Source organism: Paraburkholderia sp. BGA-UO-ETr-F12 (genome assembly GCF_059567945.1).
In genome coordinates, this window is record NZ_JCAQOZ010000038.1 from 118,686 (window position 1) to 138,240 (window position 19,555).

Annotated in this window: 12 protein-coding genes; 4 read left to right on the forward strand and 8 right to left on the reverse strand. The window is 64.2% G+C overall.

Going from position 1 to position 19,555, the window contains the following annotated elements; genetic code table 11:
* Window positions 1–84: 84 nt before the first annotated feature.
* The 3 genes from pyrH to rpsB form a co-directional block, all read right to left on the reverse strand.
* Window positions 85–798, reverse strand: a complete 714-nt coding sequence (pyrH, locus tag AC57B6_RS17430; RefSeq protein ID WP_028199371.1) for a UMP kinase — start codon at window positions 796–798, stop codon at window positions 85–87.
* 217 nt (window positions 799–1,015) lie between these two features.
* Window positions 1,016–1,897, reverse strand: coding sequence for a translation elongation factor Ts (gene tsf / locus AC57B6_RS17435; RefSeq protein WP_028199372.1), 882 nt, complete (start codon window positions 1,895–1,897; stop codon window positions 1,016–1,018).
* Window positions 1,898–2,089: 192 nt separating this feature from the next.
* On the reverse strand, window positions 2,090–2,842 hold the full coding sequence (gene rpsB / locus AC57B6_RS17440) for a 30S ribosomal protein S2 (protein WP_028199373.1): 753 nt from the start codon (window positions 2,840–2,842) through the stop codon (window positions 2,090–2,092).
* 469 nt (window positions 2,843–3,311) lie between these two features.
* Between rpsB and map the strand changes: the two genes are divergently transcribed.
* From map to AC57B6_RS17455, 3 genes are read left to right on the forward strand one after another with little or no spacing between them, the layout of a single operon-like run.
* Window positions 3,312–4,121 (forward strand): type I methionyl aminopeptidase, encoded by an 810-nt coding sequence (gene map, locus AC57B6_RS17445; RefSeq protein ID WP_028199374.1) that lies wholly within the window; start codon window positions 3,312–3,314, stop codon window positions 4,119–4,121.
* Window positions 4,122–4,152: 31 nt separating this feature from the next.
* The gene (locus AC57B6_RS17450) at window positions 4,153–6,732 is read left to right on the forward strand and encodes a [protein-PII] uridylyltransferase (RefSeq protein ID WP_028199375.1); all 2,580 of its coding nucleotides are present in this window, start codon (window positions 4,153–4,155) and stop codon (window positions 6,730–6,732) included.
* 6 nt (window positions 6,733–6,738) lie between these two features.
* Window positions 6,739–8,925 carry a pseudouridine synthase gene (locus AC57B6_RS17455; RefSeq protein ID WP_496421785.1) on the forward strand — a complete coding sequence of 729 codons (2,187 nt, stop codon included), beginning with the start codon at window positions 6,739–6,741 and terminating at the stop codon, window positions 8,923–8,925.
* Between the two features lie 162 nt (window positions 8,926–9,087).
* Here AC57B6_RS17455 and def read toward each other — a convergent pair whose 3' ends face one another.
* The 5 genes from def to AC57B6_RS17480 all read right to left on the reverse strand — a co-directional run bounded on the left by def (window position 9,088) and on the right by AC57B6_RS17480 (window position 17,875).
* Entirely contained in the window at window positions 9,088–9,621 is a 534-nt protein-coding gene (def, locus tag AC57B6_RS17460) for a peptide deformylase (RefSeq protein ID WP_028199377.1), read from the reverse strand.
* Window positions 9,618–11,684 carry an NAD-dependent DNA ligase LigA gene (ligA, locus tag AC57B6_RS17465; RefSeq protein ID WP_496421786.1) on the reverse strand — a complete coding sequence of 689 codons (2,067 nt, stop codon included), beginning with the start codon at window positions 11,682–11,684 and terminating at the stop codon, window positions 9,618–9,620. The genes def and ligA overlap by 4 nt, the downstream gene beginning before the upstream one ends.
* A gap of 165 nt (window positions 11,685–11,849) precedes the next feature.
* Window positions 11,850–13,103 (reverse strand): cell division protein ZipA C-terminal FtsZ-binding domain-containing protein, encoded by a 1,254-nt coding sequence (locus AC57B6_RS17470; protein WP_046568857.1) that lies wholly within the window; start codon window positions 13,101–13,103, stop codon window positions 11,850–11,852.
* A 117-nt stretch (window positions 13,104–13,220) separates the two neighbouring features.
* Window positions 13,221–16,739 (reverse strand): chromosome segregation protein SMC, encoded by a 3,519-nt coding sequence (gene smc / locus AC57B6_RS17475; RefSeq protein WP_046568855.1) that lies wholly within the window; start codon window positions 16,737–16,739, stop codon window positions 13,221–13,223.
* Between the two features lie 149 nt (window positions 16,740–16,888).
* Complete coding sequence (locus AC57B6_RS17480) at window positions 16,889–17,875, reverse strand: DMT family transporter (protein ID WP_106351747.1); 987 nt, start codon at window positions 17,873–17,875, stop codon at window positions 16,889–16,891.
* Between the two features lie 442 nt (window positions 17,876–18,317).
* Here AC57B6_RS17480 and dapC point away from each other — a divergent pair, with 442 nt between their 5' ends.
* Window positions 18,318–19,535, forward strand: coding sequence for a succinyldiaminopimelate transaminase (dapC, locus tag AC57B6_RS17485; protein ID WP_216749745.1), 1,218 nt, complete (start codon window positions 18,318–18,320; stop codon window positions 19,533–19,535).
* Window positions 19,536–19,555 lie beyond the last annotated feature (20 nt).

Below are 19,555 nucleotides of genomic sequence, written 5' to 3' on the forward strand. Positions count from 1 at the left end.
CTTCAAAACGGTGCGAGCCGGCCAGCGCGCGCATGATGCGGCGGCCTGGGCTCGCGTTAAAGCCCACGTTATGTGAACGAGAGTTTACACGTGGACGAGGGTGCCCTCGTCCTCGCCGAGTACGATGCGCTTGAGCGCGCCGGGTTTGACGATCGAAAATACCCGGATCGGCAGCTTCTGGTCGCGGCACAGCGCGAACGCCGTGGCGTCCATCACCTGCAGGTTGCGGCCGATTGCCTCGTCGAAGCTGATCGTGGCGTAACGGGTCGCACTCGGGTCTTTCTTCGGATCGGCCGAATAGACGCCGTCCACCTTGGTGGCCTTCAGCACGACTTCCGCGCCGACTTCCGAACCGCGCAGCGCAGCGGCCGTATCCGTCGTGAAGAACGGATTGCCGGTGCCGGCCGCGAAAATCACGACTTTGCCTTCTTCGAGCTGGCGAATCGCACGGGGCCGGATGTACGGCTCGACCACCTGGTCCATGCGCAGCGCGGACTGCACGCGCGCTTCGATACCGGCGTGGCGCATCGCGTCCTGCAGGGCCAGCGCATTCATCATGGTGGCCAGCATGCCCATGTAGTCAGCAGTGGCGCGATCCATACCGGCCGCGCCGCCCGCGACGCCGCGGAAAATATTGCCGCCGCCGATCACCACGGCCAGCTGCGTTCCGAGACGGACCACTTCGGCCACGTCCGCCACCATTCGTTCGATGGTCGCGCGATTGATGCCGAAGGCATCGTCGCCCATCAGAGCTTCACCGGAGAGTTTGAGCAGGACGCGTTTATAGGCTGTGGGCATAGGGGTATCCAGATCGCGCAGAACAGGGCAACAACAAGGGACTAATGTAGGGGTGAAATACTGATTCGGGCAAGCGCCGCCAAATTGACGAACCCTGGGGTTCGCCAGCGGCGTGCGTCGCGAGGGTCACCCGCGCGCAGCCTTGCGGCGCCGCCGACCGCGGCAAAGTCTTGCTCCGCCGCGGGTCCAACGGTACTAACTGAAGCTTAAGCGATACTTATTGTTGCTTTGCAGCAGCGACTTGAGCCGCCACTTCGGCTGCGAAGTCGTCCTGCTTCTTCTCAATGCCTTCGCCGACCACGAACAGCGCGAACTTCTGCACGCTCGCGTTGCCTGCCTTCAGCATCTGCTCGATCGTCTGCTTGTCGTTCTTAACGAACGTCTGGTTCAGCAGCGAGACTTCCTTCAGGTACTTCTGCACGCTGCCGTCGACCATCTTGGCGACGATTTCAGCCGGCTTGCCCGATTCAGCAGCCTTCTGCTCAGCAATGCTGCGCTCCTTGGCGATCAGATCCGCCGGCACGTCGTCCGACGACAGCGAGACCGGCTTCATTGCGGCAATGTGCATGGCCACGTCCTTGCCGACCTGCTCGTCCGCGCCGGTGTACTCGACCAGCACGCCGATGCGGGTGCCGTGCAGGTACGCTGCCAGCTTGTTCGACGTTTCGAAACGCACAAAACGGCGGATCGACAGGTTTTCGCCGATCTTGCCGACCAGCGCGAGACGCACGGCGTCGACCGTCGAGCCGTCCAGCGGCAATGCCGACAGCGCAGCGACGTCAGCCGGGTTTTGCGTAGCGACCAGCTCGGCGATCGTCTTCGAGAAAGCCAGGAAGTCGTCGTTCTTCGAAACGAAGTCGGTTTCGCAGTTCAGTTCGACCAGCGAACCCGCGTTGCCGCCGATGAACGATGCGACCACGCCTTCAGCCGTCACGCGCGACGCTGCCTTGCTGGCCTTGTTGCCCAGCTTCACGCGCAGCAGCTCTTCAGCGCGCGCCATGTCGCCTTCGGCTTCCGTCAGCGCTTTCTTGCATTCCATCATCGGCGCGTCGGTCTTTGCGCGCAGTTCTGCAACCATGCTTGCGGTAATTGCCGCCATCATTTGCTCCTTGAGTTCCGTCTGTCACACGCCGCCCGGACTTCGATACCGGCGGCAAGAATTCGTTTCAACGTTGCACGTATTTTTTACGGACTACGTTTGGGCACTACTCACAGCACACCACTACTTTGTCGCGGCTTAAAAAAAGGGGGCCTGTAGAAAGCCCCCTTTTTTGCCGGACACGGGGTAGCTTTACGCTTCCCCGTTGACCTCGACGAACTCGTCGCCGTCACCGCCACGGGCAGCCTGCACCACTTCGTTGACCGCGTTAGCACGGCCTTCCAGGATCGCGTCAGCCACGCCAGCCGTGTACAGAGCGACAGCCTTCGAAGCGTCGTCGTTACCCGGGATCACGTAGTCGATGCCTTCCGGCGAGTGGTTCGTGTCGACCACGGCGATGACCGGAATGCCGAGCTTGTTAGCTTCGGTCACGGCAATCTTGTGGTAGCCGACGTCGACCACGAAGATCGCGTCCGGAATGCCGCCCATGTCCTTCACGCCGCCGATCGACTTTTGCAGCTTGGCCATTTCCCGTTCGAACAGGAGCGCTTCTTTCTTGCTCATGCGTTCGGTTTCGCCTGCTTCCAGCGCTGCTTCCATGTCCTTCAGGCGCTTGATCGAGACCTTCAGCGTCTTGAAGTTGGTCAGCATGCCGCCGAGCCAGCGTGCGTTGACGAACGGCATGCCAGCGCGTTGTGCTTCTTCAGCGATCGTGTCGCGCGATTGACGCTTCGTGCCGACGAACAGGATCGTGCCGCGATTCGCTGCCAGTTGACGCGCGTACTTCAGCGCGTCGTTGTACATCGGCAGCGTCTTTTCGAGGTTGATAATGTGAATCTTGTTGCGATGACCGAAAATGAAGGGGGCCATCTTCGGGTTCCAGAAGCGCGTTTGGTGACCGAAGTGGACACCGGCTTCCAGCATTTGACGCATGGTAACTGCCATGAAAATCTCCGCGAGGGTTGGGTCTTAAGCCGGCTGCCGTATCGGCCGCGCCGCCATTGTGCTCATGCACTTTCTGGCTGAACGCAGCGGACACCCTGGGTGCGCCGGCTTGCGAGTCTGCTGCCTTGGTACTGCCCTATCCCGTAGCGCAGGCAACTATCGCCACGGGAAGCCATTTCCGCCTACTTGCGTTTCGCCCACTGCCTATTAGAACAGCGATACATCAACGAAATAAGACAGAGATCGACTTAGCCAAACATTATAGCACGCGACTATCGACCGACTCAACCCGCGCGGTAGCTCCTGTTTGCCGCGGGCGGTTGCACCCGGGCGCTCACGGCCGCCCCGGAAAGCCATTCGCAATCAGCCGCGAACACGGCAGCAAAGGCACCGCCCTGCTCGCAAAACCCTGCGGCAGGTGGAATATGGTGCGATAATCTTGCAATAAATTGCATTTCAGGCCCGACTCATGGCTATTACGCTGAAAAACGAACACGATATCGCGCAGATGCGCGTCGCCTGCAAACTCGCTAGCGAAGTGCTCGACTACATTACGCCGTTCGTTACAGCCGGCATCACGACCGGCGAACTCGACCGGTTGTGTCACGAATACATGCTCCAGGTTCAGGGCACGGTCCCGGCGCCGCTGAATTATCAGCCGCCCGGCTATCCGCCCTACCCGAAAGCCACCTGTATTTCGGTCAACGACGTGATCTGCCACGGCATTCCGGGCGACAAGACGCTCAAGAACGGCGACGCGCTGAATATCGACGTCACGGTGATCAAGGAAGGCTATTTCGGCGACACCAGCCGGATGTTCATCGTCGGCGAAGGCTCGATCATGGCCAAACGCCTTGTGCAGACCACCTTCGAATGCATGTGGCTCGGCATCGACCAGGTGCGCCCTGGCGCCCATCTCGGCGATATCGGCTACGCCATCCAGAAGCACGCCGAAGCGCAAGGCTACAGCGTGGTGCGCGAATATTGCGGCCACGGCATCGGCACGGTGTTTCACGAAGACCCGCAGATCCTGCACTACGGCCGTCCCGGCACCGGGCTGGAGCTGCAAGCCGGCATGATCTTCACGATCGAACCGATGATCAACGCCGGCCGGCGCGACATCCGCACCATGCCGGACCAGTGGACCGTCAAAACCAAGGACCGCAGCCTGTCGGCACAGTGGGAACACACCGTGCTCGTCACCGAAACCGGCTACGACGTGCTGACTGTCTCGGCCGGCACGCCCGCGCGTCCGCCGGTTGTCGCAGCCACGGCCTGACCGACTTCCGACCTCACCCGCCCATCTGCCAATGAGTAGTGTTCCAGCCGTCACCCAGTCCCACGCCACGTCGCTCAAGGCAGACTATAAAGTGGCCAAAGCCCAGTTGCTGGAACGCTTCAAGACCGCCTCCAACGTCGACTCGCTGATGGCCGCGCTCTCGCGCGCCACCGACGAATCGCTACGCGCCGCCTGGAACACCTGCGAACTGCCGCCCGAACTGGCGCTGCTGGCCGTGGGCGGTTACGGGCGCGGTGAACTCGCGCCCCACTCCGACATCGACATCCTGGTCCTGCTGCCCGACGCGCCGATCGAGCATCTCGCGGCGCGCATCGAGCGCTTTATCAGTCTCGCGTGGGATTTGGGGCTCGAACTCGGCAGCAGCGTGCGCAGCGTGGCGCAATGTATCGAAGAAGCGGCCAACGACGTCACCGTGCGCACCTCGCTGCTAGAAGCGCGGCGCATTACGGGCAGCGCCACGCTCTTCGACGACTTTGCGAAGCGCTACCGCGAAGCGCTCGACCCGCGCGCGTTTTTCCAGGCCAAAGTGCTGGAAATGCGGCAGCGGCACGCCAAGTTTCAGGACACGCCGTATTCACTCGAACCGAACATCAAGGAAAGTCCGGGCGGCCTGCGCGACCTGCAACTGATCCTGTGGATCACGCAGGCGGCCGGTTTCGGCAGCAGCTGGCGCGAGCTCGAAGCGCGCGGCCTGATCACCGAGCGTGAAGCGCGCGAACTGCGCCGCAACGAAGGCTTCCTGAAGACACTGCGGGCTCGCTTGCATGTGATCGCCGGGCGCCGCCAGGACATTCTGGTGTTCGATCTGCAAACGCCGGTCGCGGAAAGCTTCGGCTACAAGCCGACGGCCACCAAGCGCGCCAGCGAACAGCTGATGCGCCGCTATTACTGGGCCGCCAAGGCAGTCACGCAGCTCGCCACCATCCTGATCCAGAACATCGAAGCGCAGTTGTTCCCCAGCACAAGCGGCATCACGCGCGTGCTGTCGGATCGTTTCGTCGAGAAGCAAGGCATGCTGGAAATCGCCAGCGACGACGTATTCCAGCGCGAGCCGAACGCGATCCTCGAAGCTTTCCTGCTCTACGAACAGACGCCGGGCGTGAAGGGTTTGTCGGCGCGCACGCTGCGCGCGATCTACAACGCGCGCGACGTGATGGACCAGCATTGGCGGCGCGATCCGGAAAACCGCCGCCTGTTCATGGACATCCTGAAGCAGCCGGCCGGCATCACGCATGCGCTGCGCCTCATGAACCAGACCAGCGTGCTCGGACGCTATCTGCTGAACTTCCGGCGCATTGTCGGGCAGATGCAGCACGACCTGTATCACGTATACACGGTCGATCAGCACATCCTGATGGTGCTGCGCAATCTGCGCCGCTTCGCGGTAGCCGAGCATGCGCACGAGTATCCGTTCTGCAGCCAGTTGATCGCCAATTTCGACCGGCCGTGGGTGTTGTACGTGGCGGCGCTGTTTCACGACATCGCCAAGGGCCGGGGCGGCGACCATTCCACACTCGGCATGGCCGACGCGCGGCGCTTCTGCCGTAGCCACGGCATCGAGGGCGAGGACGGCGAACTGGTCGTCTGGCTGGTGCAGCAGCATCTGACCATGAGCCAGGTCGCCCAAAAGCAGGACACGAGCGACCCCGAAGTCATCAAGCGCTTTGCCGAACTGGTCGGCAACGAGCGCCGGCTGACCGCGCTCTACCTGCTGACCGTAGCCGACATTCGCGGCACCAGCCCGAAAGTCTGGAACACGTGGAAGGGCAAGCTGCTCGAGGACCTTTACCGCGCGACCCTCGCGGTGCTCGGCGGCGCGCGGCCTGATGCGCACTCCGAGCTGAAGTCGCGTCAGGAAGAAGCATTGGCCCTGCTGCGCCTCGAAACCGTGCCGGAAGGCGCCCAGAAAGCGCTGTGGGACAAGCTGGACATCGGCTACTTCCTGCGCCACGATGCGGCGGACATTGCCTGGCAGACCCGCGTGCTGTACCGGCACGTGGAAACCGCGACACCGATCGTGCGGGCACGTCCGTCGCCGATCGGCGAGGCGCTTCAGGTGCTGGTCTATGTGAAAGACCAGCCCGATCTGTTCGCCGGCATTTGTGCGTATTTCGACCGCAATGGCTTGTCGGTGCTCGATGCGCGGGTCAGCACGACCCGTCACGGGTACGCGCTCGATAATTTCCTCGTCGCGCATACCGAAGAAGACGTGCATTATCGCGATATTGCCAATCTGGTCGAACAGGAACTGACCGCACGCCTCACCGGCGACGGCACCCTGCTACCGGGACCGTCGAAAGGCCGTTTGTCGCGGCTGTCGCGGACCTTCCCTGTTACGCCGCGCGTCGATCTTCGGGCCGACGAGCGCGGCCAATATTACATCCTGTCCGTGTCAGCGAACGACCGGCCAGGCCTTCTTTATTCAATCGCGCGCGTGCTGGCCGAGCACCGGGTCGGCGTTGCGTCGGCGCGGATCAATACGCTCGGCGAACGTGTCGAAGACGTGTTCCTGCTGGATGGACACGGTCTGTCGGACAACCGCCTGCAAATTCAGGTCGAGACCGAACTGCTGCGCGCGATTGCAGTGTGAGATTTCATGCGAGTCAAATTAACAGCCAAGCACCCGCGGCCGGCTTCGTCCGAACGCGCCCCTGTCCGTACCGGAAGCACGTCGGCGCGTAAGCCGACGCGTCCGAGCGGACCACGGCCGTCTACACCGACGGCCGGGTTCAACGGAGCACGCGGTGAAGGCGCCGGCGCGGCAGGCGGCAAGCGGCCCGCCAGCGGTGGCAAGCCGGCAGGCGCTGGCGCGCGTGCGCCACGGGCTGAAGGATCGTTTTCCCGCGAGCGGGATGCGGGTGGCGCCGGCGCTGCACGCCGGGCACCGGCGGATCGGCCGCCGCGACGCGAAGGGACCGGCGGTGCGCCGCGCCGCTTCGAGGGCAGCGGTGATCGCGCGCCGCGCCGGGACGATGGCGAACGTGCGCCGCGTCGCTTTGAAGGCGGTGGCGAGCGTAGCGAACGTGCTCCGCATCGCGCTGATGGTGAACGCAGCCAAGGTGCGCCGCGCCGATTCGAAGGCGGCAGTGAGCGTGCTCCGCGCCGGGACGACGGTGCTCGTGCGCCCCGTAAGTTCGAAGATGGCGGCGAGCGTAGCGAACGTGCTCCGCGTCGCGCTGATGGTGAACGCAGCCAAGGCGCACCGCGCCGGTTTGAAGGCGGTGGCGACCGTGGTCCCCGTCGGGACGACAGTGAACGTGCGCCACGTCGGTTCGAAGGTGGCGCCGATCGCAGCGAACGTGCCCCGCGTCGCGCTGAGGGTGAACGCGGCCAAGGCGCCCCGCGTCGATTTGAAGGCGGTGCAGACCGCAGTGAACGCAGCACGGGCGCACCCCGGCGGTTCGAAGGAAGCTCGGATCGGAGCGAACGCGCACCCCGCAGTTTCGAAGGTAGCCGCGCCCCGCGCCGTGACGACGGCGAGCGCCGCTCGTTCAGTGGCCCGCGTCCGGGCGCAGGCCGGTCCTCAGAAGGCGGCCCACGTGGCGAGCGTCCGGCGCGCGACGCCTCGGATCGCCCCCGTTTCGGCAGCGACCGTGGCGCCCCGCAGGAACGCCGTGGCAGCGAACGCGGGCCGCGCAGCGATAGCGCACCGCGCCGTTTTGAAGGCGAGCGGGGTTCGTCAGGGCGTGGCGAGCGCACTTTCGCGAAGCCCGTCAAAAGCGGCTACGGTGACCGCACGGACCGCCCGGCGCGCGCGCCGCGCGACGACCGCGGCGAACGCGCACCGGCCCGGCGGGAATTCGGCGATCGTCCTGCTCGTGCCGGCGACCGCAGCGAACGTAGCGACCGGGGCGAACGTCCGGCTCGCAACTTCGACAAGGCACTGCCGGCCGCCGGCCGCCGCTTTGGCGACGACAGCCGCCCCGCGCGCGCCGACAAGCCGCGCGGCCCGGCGCCTGCCGCCAGAGCCGAACGCGACAGCGACGACGCCCCGCGCATCCCGCGTCGCGATTATGAAGACGCCCCCGGCACCCTGCGCCTGTCCAAGCTGATGTCGGAACTCGGTCTGTGCTCGCGCCGCGAAGCCGACGAGTGGATCGAAAAAGGCTGGGTGCTGGTCGACGGCGAGCGGGTCGATACGCTCGGCACCAAGGTTCGTCCGGACCAGCGCATCGAGATCGATCCTGCCGCTGAAGCAGCGCAAGCAAGCCAGGTAACGGTGCTGATCCACAAGACCGTGGGCTTCGTCTCCGGTCAGGCGGAAGACGGCTATCAGCCGGCGATCACCCTGGTGACGCCGGAAAACCGCTGGGAAGGCGACCGCTCCGACATCCGCTTCTCGGTCGCGCATCTGCGCCAACTCGCGCCGGCCGGACGTCTGGACATCGATTCGACGGGCCTGCTGGTGCTGACGCAGGACGGCCGCATCGCCAAGCAACTGATCGGCGGCCATTCGGAAATCGACAAGGAATATCTGGTGCGCGTGTCGTTCGGCGAGCACACCACCGACGTCGAAAGCCATTTCCCACCGGAAAGCCTCGCGCTATTGCGTCACGGCCTCTCGCTCGACGACGTGCCGCTGAAGCCCGCACAGGTCAGTTGGCAAAACGGCGAGCAACTGCGTTTCGTGTTGCGCGAAGGCAAGAAGCGCCAGATCCGCCGGATGTGCGAACTGGTCGGCCTCGAAGTGATCGGCCTGAAGCGCGTGCGGATGGGCCGGGTGATGCTGGGCGCACTCCCGCCGGGCCAATGGCGCTATCTGTCGGCGGACGAGTCGTTCTGATGCCGGAAGCTTGACGCTCAAAACAGCAAAAGGACCACGGCGCCCGCGCCGTGCCGTGCCGTTTGCCCAACAAAAAACCCACGCCGCGGCGTGGGTTTTTTGTTTCCAGCAAGACCCGCAGCAAGCAGTCATTGCGGGCGGGTTGCGAGTCATGACACAGCGTCAGTCGTCGCTATTCGGGTCCATGTCCGGAAACAGGACTTCAGTGAAACCGAACTTCGCGAAATCGTTGATCCGCATCGGGTACAGCTTGCCGATCAAGTGGTCGCATTCATGTTGCACGACGCGCGCATGAAAACCTTCGGCGACGCGATCGATCGGTTTGCCGTACTGGTCGAAGCCGTGGTACTTGATCATCGAAAACCGGCTCACCGCGCCCCGCAAACCCGGTACGGACAGACAGCCCTCCCAGCCCTCTTCCATGTCGAGCGAAACCGGCGTAATGGTCGGGTTGATCAGCACCGTCTCAGGCACCGGCGGCGCATCCGGATAGCGTTCGTTATGCCCGAAGCCGAAGATCACCACCTGCAGATTCACGCCGATCTGCGGCGCGGCGAGCCCCGCGCCGTTCGCGTCGTGCATGGTCTCGAACATGTCCTTGATGAGCTCATGCAACTCGGGGGTGTCGAAGTGATCGACCGGATCGGCAATTTGCAAAAGGCGCGGATCGCCCATCTTGAGAATTTCGCGGATCATAACTGCCCCTCCAGGAGCTTGCGCATACCATCTTCGTCGAGTACCGGGATACCGAGTTCCTCGGCTTTCGCCAATTTGCTGCCCGCTTCGGCCCCCGCCACCACGTAGTCCGTTTTCTTCGACACCGAGCCGGCCACTTTCGCGCCGGCCGCTTCGAGCATTTCTTTCGCCTCTTCGCGAGCGAGCGTGGGCAAGGTACCGGTCAATACAACCGTCTTGCCGGCCAGCACGCCTTGCGGCGCCTTGGGTGCGGGCGGTCCTTCCGGCCATGTGACCTTGCCCGGCGCGCGGAGTTGCTCGATCACCGTGCGGTTGTGTTCTTCGGCAAAGAACCGATGAATCGACTCGGCCACCACAGGGCCCACGTCGTTCACCTCGAGCAATTCTTCGACCGAGGCATCCATGATCGGCGTCAGCGAACCGAAATGTTTGGCCAGATCTTTCGCCGTCGATTCGCCCACATGGCGGATACCGAGTGCGTAAATAAAGCGCGCCAGCGTGGTGTGCTTGGCTTTCTCAAGCGAGTCGAGCAGATTCTGCGCGGACTTTTCGGCGAAGCGGTCAAGCTCGGCAAGCGTCGCAAAGCCAAGGTTGAACAGATCGGCCGGCGTCCGCACCAGATTCTGCTCGACGAGTTGATCGATGATCTTTTCACCGAGCCCGTCGATATCCAGCGCGCGCCGCTGCGCAAAATGCCACAAGGCCTGTTTGCGCTGCGCCGGACAGAACAAGCCGCCCGTGCAGCGCGCAATCGTCTCGTCCGGCAGCCGTTCGATGCTCGAACCGCACACCGGGCAATGGGTGGGCATGACAAACTCGCGGGCGTCGTCCGGGCGGCGGTCGAGCAGCGCACCCACCACCTCGGGAATCACGTCGCCGGCCCGCCGCACGATGACCGTGTCGCCGATGCGAATATCCTTGCGGCGCACTTCATCTTCATTGTGCAAGGTGGCGTTCGTTACCGTCGCGCCGCCGACAAACACCGGTTCCAGCCGCGCAACCGGCGTAATCGCGCCGGTACGGCCGACCTGCACGTCGATCGCGAGGAGTGTGGTCAGCGCTTCCTGGGCAGGAAATTTGTGAGCCAAGGCGAAACGGGGCGCCCGCGACACGAAGCCGAGCACGTCCTGTTCATCGCGCCGGTTGACCTTGTACACGACACCGTCGATATCGTAAGGCAGCGCGTCGCGCTTCTCGCCCACCGAGTGGAAGAACTTCAGCAAACCTGCGGCGCCTTGCACCACCGCCCGCTCGCCATTCACCGGCAAGCCAAGTTCCTTGTACCAATCGAGCAGTTCGCTATGGGTGGCCGGCATCTCGAATCCTTCGAGCACACCGATTCCATAAGCAAAAAACGACAGCGGCCGCTGCGCGGTGATCTTCGAATCGAGCTGCCGCAAGCTGCCGGCGGCAGCGTTACGCGGATTGGCGAACTCCTTTTGCTGCGCAGCCCGCTGGCGCTCGTTCAGACGTTCGAAATCGCGCTTGAACATGAGTACTTCGCCACGCACGTCGAGCACGTGCGGGATGCGCTTGCCTTTGAGCTTGAGCGGAATGGAGCGGATCGTGCGGATGTTCTGGGTAACGTTCTCGCCGGTCGTGCCGTCGCCGCGTGTGGACGCCTGAACGAACACGCCGTCGACGTAACGCAGCGACACGGCCAGGCCGTCGAACTTCAACTCTGCCGCGTATTCCACCGGCACCGGCGGTTCGCTCGCATTCTTGCCGAGCGCGTCGCCGACGCGCTTGTCGAAAGCGATGATGTCTTCGTCTGCGAAACCGTTGTTGAGCGAAAGCATGGGTTGATCGTGCACAACCGGCTCGAAGCCGCTTGACGCCTCGCCACCCACGCGCTGGGTGGGCGAATCCGGCACGATCAGGTCCGGATGCTCGGCCTCGATCTGCTCCAGTTCCTTGAAAAGCTTGTCGTATTCCGCGTCCGGCAGGTCCGGCTGGTCGAGCACGTAGTACGCGTAATTGGCGCGTTCAAGTTCCGCGCGCAGCCACGCGGCCCGCTCCGCGGGAGCGCTGGTTGCAGGGTTTGAGGCGGGGGTTCGGACCATGCTGTCGGAAGCTTCTTCAAAGGAATTCAGACATTGGATTATCGCAGGAAGCGTGCCCCTTTACATCGGCCGAATGGCCAGTTTTGGACTAGCCCTAAACGCCAACGGCCGCACATCGTGCGGCCGTTGAATACTGCATGTAAAACTGGCTTGCTGCGAGACGCGTTACTGGCTGAATAAACGCCGGGTGGCCGGCGAACCTGCCGGGATACCCGCCTGTTCAAGCTTCGCGTAGAGCGTCATCAACTGCTTTTCGATCGCCAGCAACGCGGTTTCCGGCAGCGGACGGCGCCCGTCGTCGACCACCCGGCCACCGATTCGCTCAGCCAACGATTTCGCATAGTCGCACATCAGGCGGAACGGCAGAATGTCTTCGTCCGCAACCGGCACGTCGAGCACCAGCGTGATCATCTGGCCGCCCTTATAGGTCAGGTCGTCGCGCAGGAAATTGGTGTCGCCGAATTGCAGCATGAACACCGGGCTCTGCTTCGCGTCGAGCTTGACGAAGCGCGTGCCGTCACGCGAGAGCAGCAAACCATCTTGCGACGCGACCGCCTGCACATAGTTGGCTGACCACGGCGCGCCGTCGGAGAGTACGTTGATCGACAGTTGTGCATCGCACTGCGCGGCGAAACCGTCGAGCTCACGCGCCATGGCAACTGTTTCGAGCATGTCGGGAAATTCCGGCGCCGCATCCAGCGCGTCGGCAAACTGCTGCACGCCGGTCACGAACTCAGAGAATTCCAGTTCGTTGAGCGCGCCACTCCGATTGGCCAGTTGCGCGGCCGCGCGCAGTTCCTCGTAGCGTGCACCGTTTTGCAGCAATTCCCATGTGCCGCCTTCGAGCTTGCCTTCGATATGCACAGGCTTGCTGCCGGCGCGGCGTAGACGTTGCGCGAGCGGAATCACCTTGTCGCCCGCCACCGGGCCGTTCAGACGAATCGGCACGATGCAGTCGATACGGCGATCAACGATAGCCGGCGGCGCCGACGAAATGGTCGTGGCAGCGGGCAGGATCGGCTCGACCGGCTCGTCGGCATTCGCCGCGTGGCCACTTTCGGCTTGCGCAATGCCTTCCGCTTCCGGAAAGCCGTTCGGCGTGGTTGTCTCCGCCTGAATATCGGCCGGCGTATCGAGCGGCGCGGCCGTAGCGCCAAACGTCGGCTCGACGCGCGCCGCCGCGGTGTCCGCCACCGGGTCCGCGCCCACTACCGGCTCGCGCCGCGTGGTCGGCCGGGCCGGTTCGATAAACGGACTCTGCTCTTCCTGATCGTCTCGCGCGAAACTTTCGGCGGTATCGGCCGGCATCGGACGCGGCATCTTGCGACGCACCTTCGCGCCTTGCCATGCGTTGTACACGACCACGCCCCCGACCACCACGGCACCCGCGCCGATCAAACCGAGTGTCAACTCGTCCATGCATGCTCCATCAGCAATTCTTCTGTCTGCGCGGCTATGCGCCCGCTCCACGTGTCGCGCGGCCACCGGCCGCTGCGCTGAACGCGGGCACCCGCGATGATCAACCTAACCGAAAACTCAAACGATATTCTGGGCGAAACCAGCCGCCGTTTCCATGTCGACCGCAACGATGCGCGATACACCCTGCTCCTGCATGGTCACGCCGATCAGTTGCTGCGCCATTTCCATCGCGATCTTGTTGTGCGAAATGAACAGGAACTGCGTCTTGTCCGACATCGCGCGCACGAGGTTCGCGAAACGTTCCGTGTTGGCGTCGTCGAGCGGCGCGTCCACTTCGTCGAGCAGACAGAACGGCGCGGGATTCAACTGGAACATCGCGAACACCAGCGCGGTGGCGGTCAAGGCCTTTTCGCCGCCCGACAGCAGGTGAATCGTCGAATTCTTCTTGCCCGGCGGTTGCGCCATTACCTGCACGCCGGCGTCGAGAATCTCGTCGCCAGTCATGATCAGCCTCGCCTGGCCACCGCCAAAGAGACGCGGGAACAGTTCGCCGAAATGACGGTTCACTTCGTCGAAGGTGCCTTGCAGCAGCGTGCGCGTTTCGCCGTCGATCTTGCGGATCGCGTCTTCAAGCGTTTCGATTGCGTTGTTCAGGTCGGCCGACTGCGAATCGAGGAACGTCTTGCGCTCGGTCGCGGCCTTCAGCTCATCAAGCGCGGCCATGTTGACCGGCCCAAGCGCCGTGATCGCGTTGTTGATGCGCGTGACTTCGCCTTGCAGGTAGGACGGCTTCATGTCCGGCGTGAGCTTGGCCTGCAACTCGGCTTCGTCGACGCCGGCCGCGGCCAGTTGCTCGATGAACTGCTCGCCGTTCAGGCGCGCGGCCTGTTCCTTCAACTGCAATTCGTTGATGCGGTCGCGCAGCGGTTGCAGCGCGCGCTCGGCGGTGAGCCGCGTTTCGTCGGCGGCACGCAGCTTGGCCGTCAGATCGTCCAGTTCGAGACGCGCGGCATGCAGCGCCTCTTCCTTGACCGCGCGGATGTCGAGCGCGTCCTGCAAGCCGGTATGCGCGGTTTGCTCGTTGATCGTTTCCAGCTCGGCGCGCGCATCTTCCAGCGACGCGGCGACGCGTTCGCTCTGCTCGTGCGAGACCTGGATGCTGCGTTTCAATTCGTCGATGCGGTTCGCCATGTTGCGCGCGGCGAAACGCGCGTCGGTAGCGGCCCGATCGAGGTCGCGCGCCTGGGCACGCGCGGCGGTCAGCGTTTCGTCGAGTGCTTCGAAAGCCAGTTGATGGTCTTCGAAACGTGCCTGCAATTCGGCGAGTTCGGCGTCGTGACGCTCGAAGTTCGCTTCCGATTCGCCACGCAGCGCACGCTGCTCTTCGATCTGCGCGGTGATTTCTTCGAGTTCTTCGCGAATTTGCGTGCTGCGTTGCGTGTAGCGCTCATGCGCTTGCGCGAGCTTGAGCACGTCCATCTGCAACGCATGCACGCGCTGCGTCGCGCGCTCCGACTGCTGACGCACGTCGCTCAGCGCCTGCGCGGCTTGCGTGTGCGCAGCTTCAGCGCGGATCGCGGCAGCCTTCGCCTCATCGGCGAGCAAGGCTTGCGCGCGGACCTGGCGCGCCAGGTTTTCGATTTCCTGCTGACGGGCCAGCATGCCGGCCTGCTCGGAATCGGCGGCATATAACTGGACGCCGACCCGCGTCACCACGTGGCCGGCCTTCACGACGAACGAACCGCCTTCCGGCAATTGCGCGCGCATGGCGAGCGCCTGTTGCAGATCGTCGGCGACGAAAGCGAGGCCGAGCCAGTCGTTCAGCACCGCGCGAATGCCTGCATCGTCGATACGAACCAGCGACAGCAGCGGCCGCAAACCCGGCGGCGTAGCAACCGGCTGACCGGCTGCGGGCGGCGCGTAGAACGCGAGCTTGGCCGGCGGCGCGTCGGTGGCGAACGCCTTGACCCAATCGAGGTTCGACACTTCCAGCGCGGCGAGCCGCTCGCGCAGCACGGCTTCAAGCGCGGCTTCCCAGCCCGCCTCGACGTGCAGCTTCTTCCACAGACGCGGCAGGCCGCTCAGCTCGTGCTTTTCAAGCCACGGCTGGATCTTGCCTTCGGTCTGGACGTTTTCCTGCAGTTGCTTGAGCGCGGCAAGGCGTGCGTCGAGCTGATGAATCTGGGCGCTTTCCGACTGCACGCGCTCCTGGGCGGCGCGCCGTTCGCCGTCGAGGCGCGGCAGCGTTTCCTGCGCGTCGGCGAGGCGGGTCTGCGCGTCATGCAGGATTTCTTCGTGCTCGGCGAGTTGCATACGCAGATCTTCGAGCTGCGCTTCGTCGGGCGCGTCGAGGCCGCCCGCTTCCGACTTCAGCCGCTCGTGACGCTGCTGCAACTGCTGCAATTGCTGATCCGCATTGCGCTGATGCGCGGCTTCGAGCTTCAGCGCCTGTTCCGTCTGCGCGATACCGCCGCGCTCGGCGTTCAGTTCGGTCTGCGCGTCGCGCCAGCGCGCTTCGAGCGCCGGCATCGCATCGTGCTTGGCGGCGGCCTCGTCTTCGGCCAGCGCGGCCTTTTCTTCGGCGACAGCCAGTTGTTCTTCAGCGTCTTCGAGATCGTCCTGGGCCTTCTGGGCTTGCGACTGCCATTGCTCACGCTGCGCGGTCAACGCCGCGATTTGCGCCTGCACGCGGTTACGCGATTCGACGATGAACTTGATCTCGGCTTCGAGGCGGCTGACTTCGGCATTCGCCTCGTACAACGCCCCTTGCGCGCCCTGCATCGCGTCGCTGGCGGAGTAATGCGCGACACGCAGCGTTTCGAGTTGCGCTTCGACTTCGCGCAGCTTCGCGGTTTGCGCCTCGAGGTCGATCTGCGCCTGTTCGATCGCGCGTTGCTGGCGTTCCTGCTCACTGCCCGCTTCGTTCTTGCGCAACAGCCACAGCAGACGCTGCTTCTCTTCGCCGTCGGCCTGCAAGTCCTTGTATTTGGTCGCGACAATCGCCTGCGCTTCCAGCTTCTCGAGGTTCGCCCCCAGTTCGCGGACGATGTCTTCGACCCGCGTCAGATTCTCGCGCGTGTCGTGCAGGCGGTTCTCGGTTTCGCGGCGGCGTTCCTTGTACTTCGAGACGCCCGCGGCTTCTTCGAGGAACACGCGCAGCTCTTCCGGCTTCGCCTCGATCAGGCGAGCGATCATGCCCTGCCCGATGATCGCGTAGGCACGCGGCCCGAGACCCGTACCGAGGAAGATGTCCTGAATGTCGCGGCGGCGCGCCGGCAAGTTGTTGATGTAGTAGCTCGAAGTGCCGTCGCGCGTGAGCACGCGCTTCACGGCGATTTCGGCATACTGGCCCCACTGCCCGGCGGCACGGCCGTCGGCGTTGTCGAACACGAGTTCGACGCTGGCGCGGCTGCCGGGCTTGCGCGCGGTCGAGCCATTGAAGATCACGTCCTGCATCGACTCGCCGCGCAGCTCGGAAGCGCGCGATTCGCCGAGCACCCAGCGCACGGCGTCGATGATATTGGACTTGCCGCACCCATTCGGCCCGACCACGCCGACTAGCTGGCCCGGAACCTGGAAATGCGTGGGATCGACGAATGACTTGAAGCCAGCGAGTTTGATCGAGGTCAGACGCACGGCGATTTCGCTGTTTGAAAAGGGAAAATAAAAGGTGGCTCGTGAAGGCTGCGTCAGCCGTTCGCCGATGCTGCGAAACGGCTCGCGAAACTCCGCGATACGGGCACCAGACGCACGCGGTGAAGCGTGCGCCGGCTAATGAGGGGCAATCATACCATCGCGCGGGAGCGGTTCTTACCGTCCTTACGGTCTGCGCTGCCGTTGCTGTCGAGACCCGCGTCCTGATTGGCCGGATCGGGCGGCAATGCCTTGCTCCGGTGCACCCAACTCGAGAGCGCCGACGCCAGCACGATGCACACGCCACCGGCCCATTCGCGCGGACCCGGCGTCTCGCCGGCGAACAGCCACGCCGACAAGGCCGTCACCACGATCTCGAACAGCATGATGATCGAGGCCCGGTTGGCCGGCACCCGGGAAAGTCCGTATTGGACGAGCATATTGTTCGACGCGAGCAGGAAACCGAGGCCGAGCACTAACAGCGCGGCCGTGCCCAGATGTGCGCCGGTGGGTGGCGCGGGCATCGCCTCGAACAGCGACGCGCAGGCGCTGAAAAGCGCCGCGCCGCCGAAGATCGTCGCGGTGCGCATTTCCGGCTTCATCTCGGGCAGCACGCGGCTCGTCTTGAGAATCAGCACGTTGCTCATCGCGAAGCCCATACCGCCGGCCAAACCTGCCCATTCGGCGAGATTGCCGGGCACCGGAATGCCCAGTTGCGGCGACCACAGCATGGTCATCGCCCCGGCCAGCGACAGCGCGGCGAGGCCGGCGCCCGCCCAGGTCAGGCGTTCATGCAGGATGAAGTGGGCAAAGAGCGCGGTCCAGGCAGGGGTGAGATAGAACAGCAGCAGGACGCGCATGACCTCGCCGTGGATCGAGCCCCACACGAAGCCGAGATTGGTCACGCCCGCTGCCAGTGCGAGAGCCGGTAGCAGCCAGTGCCAACGCACGGTCCTGAGCGCGCGATAGCGGACCAGCAGAACGAACAGGCAACCGGCGCCGCTTGTGAGCGCGCTCGCCGCCGTGCCGGTTACGCCGAGCGCATTGAGCATGCGCAGCGGGTACCAGATCATCCCCCACACCGAGGCGCCGAGCATGATCGCGAGCGTGGGCCAGCCATTACGGAGCCAGTTGCTCATGGTGCGAGCCCCTCATGGCTGTTGGGGCTGTAGGGCTTGCTGCGTAAGCCGTACCGGGCCATTTTGCCGGTTTTGCGGAGTCTGCCGAAGGCGGCGGCGTTGCGCCCGCTTCGTCTGAGTGTCCCCATTGCTGCTACGACCATTGCTGCTCCTGCTTTCTTGTTTCGCGAACCGTCCGCGGTTCGCGTCGTTCCCGCTGCGTCGCATGCCTGCGCTGCCTGGCGGGTTCTGCCGCTTTTCAACATCCTGTACACCGGTTGCGCGACCTGCCTGCGCCGCGGCGCGCTGCAGCCCGCGAAGGGCGGCGCGCCACGCTATAATCCTCCACTCGCCGCCGCTGCCGCCCTTTTTCGCGTCACTCACGCAATTTGCGGTCAGCGCGCGTTGCCAGCCTCTCCCAGCATCCGTCTGCGACCATCCTCGATCAGGCTCGATCCGCCCAGTGAACCCGCTACTCGACTCCCTTCAGCCCTACCCGTTCGAAAAGCTGCGCGCGCTTTTCAGTGAAGTCACGCCGCCGGCCGGCCTCGCGCACATCAGCTTTGGCATCGGCGAACCGAAACATCCCACGCCCGCGCTGATTCGCGACGCGGTGATTGCCTCGCTCGGCGGTTTGTCGGCGTATCCGGCTACCATCGGTTCGCCGGCCCTGCGCGAGTCGATCGCCAAATGGGTGACGCAGCGCTACAACCTGCCGCCGGTCGATCCGGCCACCCAGGTGCTGCCGGTGTCTGGTTCGCGCGAGGCGCTGTTTGCGCTCGCACAAACGGTCATCGACCCGAGTCGCGGTGCCGACGGTGAGCCTGCGATCGTACTCTGTCCGAACCCGTTCTACCAAATCTATGAAGGCGCGGCGATTCTCGCCGGCGCGCAGCCGTACTTCGTGAATAGCGACCCGGCGCGCAACTTTGCCTGCGACTATGCGGCGGTGCCGGCCGACATCTGGGCGCGCACGCAGCTGCTGTACGTGTGCTCGCCGGGCAATCCCACGGGTGCCGTGCTCACGCTCGACGACTGGCGCGAACTGTTCGCGCTGTCGGACCGCTACGGCTTCGTGATCGCGTCCGACGAGTGCTACTCGGAAATCTACTTCGACGAAGCCAATCCGCCGCTCGGCGGCCTACAGGCGGCCCACCAGCTCGGCCGCGGCTTCGAGCGCCTCGTGATGCTCTCGAGCCTGTCCAAGCGCTCGAACGTACCGGGCATGCGCTCGGGCTTCGTGGCGGGCGACGCGGCGCTCCTGAAAGACTTCCTGCTATACCGGACATACCACGGCGCGGCCTTGTCGACCGTGTTCCAGAATGCCAGCATCGCGGCCTGGAATGACGAAACGCACGTGCGCGAGAACCGCGCGAAGTACCTGCAGAAGTTTTCCACCGTGACGCCGATGCTCGCCGAGGTGCTCGACGTACGTCTGCCGGACGCCGCGTTCTACCTGTGGGCGGACGTCTCGCGCACGGGCCTGTCGGACACCGGGTTCGCCCAGCGCCTCTACGCCGACTATAATGTGACGGTTCTGCCGGGCTCATTCCTCGCGCGCACCGCGCACGGGGTGAACCCCGGCCGCAATTTCGTGCGCCTCGCGCTCGTCGCCGATGTCGACGAATGCACGCAAGGCGCACAACGGATCGTCGATTTTTGCCGCGCGCTCGCGGGCTGAATTTTTCACTGGGTTTTTCA

Coding starts and splice junctions, on each gene's coding strand:
- AC57B6_RS17470 (WP_046568857.1), bottom strand. CDS start 13,103: ATGGACGAGTTGACACTCGGTTTGATCGGCGCGGGTGCCGTGGTGGTC.
- ligA (WP_496421786.1), bottom strand. CDS start 11,684: ATGGTCCGAACCCCCGCCTCAAACCCTGCAACCAGCGCTCCCGCGGAG.
- AC57B6_RS17480 (WP_106351747.1), bottom strand. CDS start 17,875: ATGAGCAACTGGCTCCGTAATGGCTGGCCCACGCTCGCGATCATGCTC.
- def (WP_028199377.1), bottom strand. CDS start 9,621: ATGATCCGCGAAATTCTCAAGATGGGCGATCCGCGCCTTTTGCAAATT.
- pyrH (WP_028199371.1), bottom strand. CDS start 798: ATGCCCACAGCCTATAAACGCGTCCTGCTCAAACTCTCCGGTGAAGCT.
- rpsB (WP_028199373.1), bottom strand. CDS start 2,842: ATGGCAGTTACCATGCGTCAAATGCTGGAAGCCGGTGTCCACTTCGGT.
- tsf (WP_028199372.1), bottom strand. CDS start 1,897: ATGGCGGCAATTACCGCAAGCATGGTTGCAGAACTGCGCGCAAAGACC.
- map (WP_028199374.1), top strand. CDS start 3,312: ATGGCTATTACGCTGAAAAACGAACACGATATCGCGCAGATGCGCGTC.
- AC57B6_RS17450 (WP_028199375.1), top strand. CDS start 4,153: ATGAGTAGTGTTCCAGCCGTCACCCAGTCCCACGCCACGTCGCTCAAG.
- AC57B6_RS17455 (WP_496421785.1), top strand. CDS start 6,739: ATGCGAGTCAAATTAACAGCCAAGCACCCGCGGCCGGCTTCGTCCGAA.